Annotated in this window: 4 protein-coding genes; 1 reads left to right on the forward strand and 3 read right to left on the reverse strand. The window is 62.3% G+C overall.

Annotation, left to right across the window (positions count from 1 at the left end; all coding sequences use genetic code 11):
* The 3 genes from B3520_RS05435 to B3520_RS05445 form a co-directional block, all read right to left on the reverse strand.
* Positions 1 to 1,526: acyl-CoA dehydrogenase (locus B3520_RS05435; RefSeq protein WP_286875584.1), on the reverse strand; the 1,526-nt coding region annotated here is incomplete at its 3' end.
* A 111-nt stretch (positions 1,527 to 1,637) separates the two neighbouring features.
* Positions 1,638 to 3,011 carry an ABC transporter permease gene (locus B3520_RS05440; protein WP_286875586.1) on the reverse strand — a complete coding sequence of 458 codons (1,374 nt, stop codon included), beginning with the start codon at positions 3,009 to 3,011 and terminating at the stop codon, positions 1,638 to 1,640.
* A 1-nt stretch (position 3,012) separates the two neighbouring features.
* On the reverse strand, positions 3,013 to 3,750 hold the full coding sequence (locus tag B3520_RS05445) for an ABC transporter ATP-binding protein (protein ID WP_286804203.1): 738 nt from the start codon (positions 3,748 to 3,750) through the stop codon (positions 3,013 to 3,015).
* Between the two features lie 33 nt (positions 3,751 to 3,783).
* Between B3520_RS05445 and B3520_RS05450 the strand changes: the two genes are divergently transcribed.
* The gene (locus tag B3520_RS05450; protein ID WP_286804202.1) at positions 3,784 to 4,404 is read left to right on the forward strand and encodes a DUF3299 domain-containing protein; all 621 of its coding nucleotides are present in this window, start codon (positions 3,784 to 3,786) and stop codon (positions 4,402 to 4,404) included.
* The last annotated feature ends 75 nt before the right edge of the window (positions 4,405 to 4,479 follow it).

Genomic DNA, 4,479 nt, shown 5'->3' on the forward strand with positions numbered 1-4,479 from the left:
ATCAGCGAGCGGGTCAGAATGTTTGCCCCCTCCACGGTGATGGCCACCGGCACACTCTGATAGGGCAACGCCAGGAAGTTGCGCGGGCCGTGCTGGATGGCGCGACCACCCACGACGTCCATGCTGTGATTGACCACCCGGCGCATCATTTCGGTGGCATGGTACTTGGCCATGGCGGTCATCACCGAGGGCGAACCGGTTTCCAGCCCTTTGGTGACCATCTGGCGGAAGGCTTCCATGGTGTAGGCGCAACTGGCAATGTCCGCCGTCGCTTCCTGCACCCCTTCAAACTTGCCCACTTCGGTATTGAACTGGCGACGGATGCGGGCGTAGGCCCCCACCGTGCGATAGAGCATTTCCCCGCTGGCGGTGGCCAGCGCCGGCAGCGAGATGCCGCGCCCGGCACCGAGACACTCAATCAGCATCCGCCAACCCTTGCCGGCCATGGGCGCACCACCAATGATCCAGTCCACGGGAATGAACACGTCCTGACCCTTGATCGGGCCGTTCATAAAGGGCGAGCCGGGATGGTGGCGTTTGCCGATTTCCACACCCGGATGGTTGGCGGGTAACAGGGCACAGGTAATGCCGTAGTCGGATTTGCTGGAGTCACCCAGCAGGCCGTCTGGGTCGTGCAGTTTGAACGCCAGGCCCACCACGGTGGCCACCGGCGCAAGGGTGATCCAGCGCTTGCTGAAAGTCAGCTTGAGACCCAGCACTTCCTGGCCTTCAAACTCGCCTTTGCAGACGATCCCCACATCAGGAATGGAGCCGGCATCGGAGCCCGCTTCCGGCCCGGTCAGGCCAAAGCAGGGGATTTCGGTCCCGTTGGCCAGCCCGGGGAGCCAGCGCTGTTTCTGTTCGTCGGTGCCGTATTTCATCAACAGCTCACCGGGGCCCAGAGAGTTGGGCACCATGGCGGTCACGGCGGTGGTGCCGGAGCGGCTGGCGATCTTGCTCATGATCCGGCTCTGGGCGTAGGGCCCAAAGTCTCTACCACCAAACTCCTTGGGGATGATCAGGCCCAGGAAGCCCTTGTCTTTCAGGAACTGCCAGGCCTCTTCGGGCAGATCCTTCCGATGATGGTGGATGTCGAACTCATCGAGCATGGCGCAGAGCTCTTCCACTTCATTATCGAGGAAGCTTTGCTCTTCCTGGGTCAGTTGGGGCAAACCGATCTGCGCGAATTCGTGCCAGTCGGGCCGGCCGCTGAACAGGTCTTTTTCCCACCAGGTGGTGCCCGCCTCCAGCGCTTCACGCTCGGTGGTGCTCATGCTCGGCATGGCTTTGCCCAGCACCTGGAACACCGGCTTGGACAACACGGGGCGGCGCAGAGCCGGAACGTTGAGAATCAGGAGAACCGCCGCCAGTGGTACCACCAGCCACAGAGACCAGAAGGCCGGAGTCAGATACCCCAACAGATACCAGGTCAGGGCCACCGCAGCGGAGCCCAACGGCAGCGGAATGCGCCGGTAGATGACCACACCGATAACCACCAACAGCACTACAATGGACAGCAAAACCATAACCTTCTCCCTTATTCTCCAACGTCGGGCTCGAACTCCGGCCCACACAGTCCTAACAATAGCGTAATTTGCGATCCCCTTGGGGACAATTTTGTACCTGGCCGGGCGGGCTTACTGGCGGGGGTTCAACCCCGCCGCCAGGGCGCGCCGATAAGCGGCCAGCGCCGGCACCAGCCCCATCACCAGGGCCAGCCCCAGTATGCCCAGCATTAGATACGCGGTCTGTGCGCTCATCGGATTAATCGCGATAAACAAGCCGAACTCACTGGCCAGCCAGGGCTGGGCGATCGCCAATCCCGCCATCAACAACAGGGTTCCAAGCACCAGACTGAGCAGAGTGATCAGAGCAACCTCCAGCTCGATCAGCAGCACCAGCGTCAGGCCGCTGGCACCGACCGTGCGCAGTATCGCCAGCTCCCTTCGTCGCTCCCCCATGGACGCCAGCAGCATGGTCATCATCCCCGCCAGCGTCGCCAGCAACACCAGGAAGCTGATCAGATACAGCAGGTTCTCCGCCACCGCCAGCAGTTGCCAGAGCTCCGTCAGCGCCACGCCGGGGAGGATCGCGGTCATGGGTTCATTCCGGGTGGTGTTCAGTTCCCGCTGAAGGGCGAAGACCATGGGCCGGCTTTTCAGGCCCAGAAGCACCGCATTGATATTGCCCGGCGCCGGCTCAAGCGCCCCACCATGGCCGGCGCTGTGATGCTCATGATCACCGTGGTCGTGGTCGTGGTCGTGGTCGTGGTCGTGGTCGTGGTGATTCTGACCAGAATGACCGTCATCATGCGGCTCTTCATGGCTTTCAGCGCCATGGTCAGCGTGATTATGGTGGGCGTCGTGAACTTCACCCCCATGCAGGCTCTCCATGGCCAACAGCGTCATATGCACCCGCCGATCTGCGGGCGTACCGGTGGGTTCAAGAATGCCCACTACGGTCATGGGATGATCATCGTGGTGGGTGAAGCTCACCCCGGCACTGCCGTGGGCCACCACCAGCGAATCCCCTAGCCAGTAACCCAGCTCGCGGGCGGCCGCGGCGCCCAGGACCACTTGATCATCGCTGTGGGCGGCAAAAGGCCGGCCCTCGGCAAACACCAGAGGCTGGTCCTGGCCATAGCGGTAACGCTCAAAGTAGGACCAGTGAGTCGCAAACACCGGGAAGCCCTGGACCGCGTCGCCCAGAGCGATCGGCACCGCCCAGTCCACCATCGGGTGGTGCGCCAGGCGCTCAAACGCGTCCGGGCTCAAGCTGGTGCCGGGTTGCCCCATTTGAAACACCGAATAGAGCAGCAGGTTGGTCTGGCCTCCTCGTGGCCCCACAATCAGATCGGTACCGGAGAGGGTCTGCCGGAAGCTGTCCTTGGCCTGATGGCGCAAATGATCGATCCCCAGAAGCAGCGCGACACCGATACTCAGGGCCAATAGCGTCAATGCCACGGTGGTACGACGGTTCCAGAGACTGGCGCGGGCAATCTGAGTCAACATCTCAAAGCTCCTCCCCGATGGATACCCGGGACAGCTCGCGCAGATCCTGCTGGTGGTCGAACGCGGTCGCCAGGGAGCGATCGTGGCTGACAAATATCAGGGTGCTGCCGGTGTCGGCCACCTGGCGGAGCATCACCTCCATAAAGGCGTCCCGGTGGTCACTGTCCAGAGCCGAGCTGGGTTCGTCGGCAAGCAGAATCTCCGGACGGGTAATCAGGGCCCGAGCCACCGCCACCCGCTGCTGTTGTCCGACACTCAGGGTGCTGGCCGGCTGTTCCGCGATTTCCGGGGGTAAACCCAGGGCACAAAGCAGTTCCCGGGCGTGATTACGGACGTCCGATGGGGTCGCCGGGGTGCCGTCCTCCGGTGTGCGGCGGGCGAAATGCGCGGCCAGACACACATTGGCCAACACGGTCAGGTAGGGAATCAGGTTAAACTGTTGAAACACCACCCCGATGTGTCGGGCCCGGAACCGGTCCCGCTGGCGACCGCTGAGGGCGGCCATCGACTGCCCGAGCAGGGTTACCTCGCCCCGCTGTGGCAGGACAATGCCCGCCAGCAGGTTGAGCAGGCTGGTTTTTCCCGCGCCCGAGGGACCGTACAGAAACAGGCGCTCACCGGGCGCCAGACTGAAGTCCGGAATATCCAGTACGGGCGTGTTTTGTCCGGGCCAGGCAAATTGCACATCACGCAGGGCGATGGCCGGAGTCATTGGGGTGTTTTTGTGGTCAGTGTCCATAATCCTGAAAGCTGTTGTTGGAGTTGTTAGAAGATGCGTCGTCCCCGGTACCTGAGCGCGGCATTGATATTCGGTGTCCTATGGACTCTCAATTCGTTCGCGGATTCCCCGAAAACCATCGAGTGGACCGACTTGATGCCGGAGGAGGATCTGCGCCTGCTCGAAACCATGCCCACCGTCGATCACGGCGACCTGAGCGATGAGGAGCTGGCGGAAGACCCCGCCAACCAGTCGCTTCGCCCACAGGATCGGGATCTGGCCGGCGAGGTCGAAAATGCCATCGCCCAGGCCATGGGCGACACCGCCAGTGAGGGTGGCCGCACCTGGGAAGACGCTCTGGTGTCCACCAACACCCGCCCGGAATTCGACAACACCGAGATCCGCCTGCCTGGGTTTATCGTGCCGCTGGAGTTCGACGACGAGATGAACATCCGCGAGTTCTTTCTGGTGCCGTATTACGGCGCCTGCATTCATGTGCCGCCCCCACCGCCCAATCAGATCATTTTCGTGAGCTACCCGGAGGGTTTCCAGCTCGATGCACTGTACACGCCTTTTTGGGTGTCCGGGACCCTGAAGCTTGAGCGCACCGAGAATGATATGGCGCTGTCGGTGTATTCGATGGACGCGGCGGAGATTGTGGAGTACACCGAGTAGTTGGTGTGCGCGTTGAGCGTTTGGGTTACGGCGGGTGCGGGCGGCTTGGGTTACGGCGGATGCGGGCTTCGCCCT

The organism is Marinimicrobium sp. UBA4509 (assembly GCF_002388575.1).
GTDB lineage: Bacteria > Pseudomonadota > Gammaproteobacteria > Pseudomonadales > Cellvibrionaceae > Marinimicrobium > Marinimicrobium koreense.

Bases quoted from the DNA above. Each gene is read 5' to 3' on its own strand.
- B3520_RS05440 (WP_286875586.1), bottom strand. From the start codon at position 3,011: ATGTTGACTCAGATTGCCCGCGCCAGTCTCTGGAACCGTCGTACCACC.
- B3520_RS05445 (WP_286804203.1), bottom strand. From the start codon at position 3,750: ATGGACACTGACCACAAAAACACCCCAATGACTCCGGCCATCGCCCTG.
- B3520_RS05450 (WP_286804202.1), top strand. From the start codon at position 3,784: ATGCGTCGTCCCCGGTACCTGAGCGCGGCATTGATATTCGGTGTCCTA.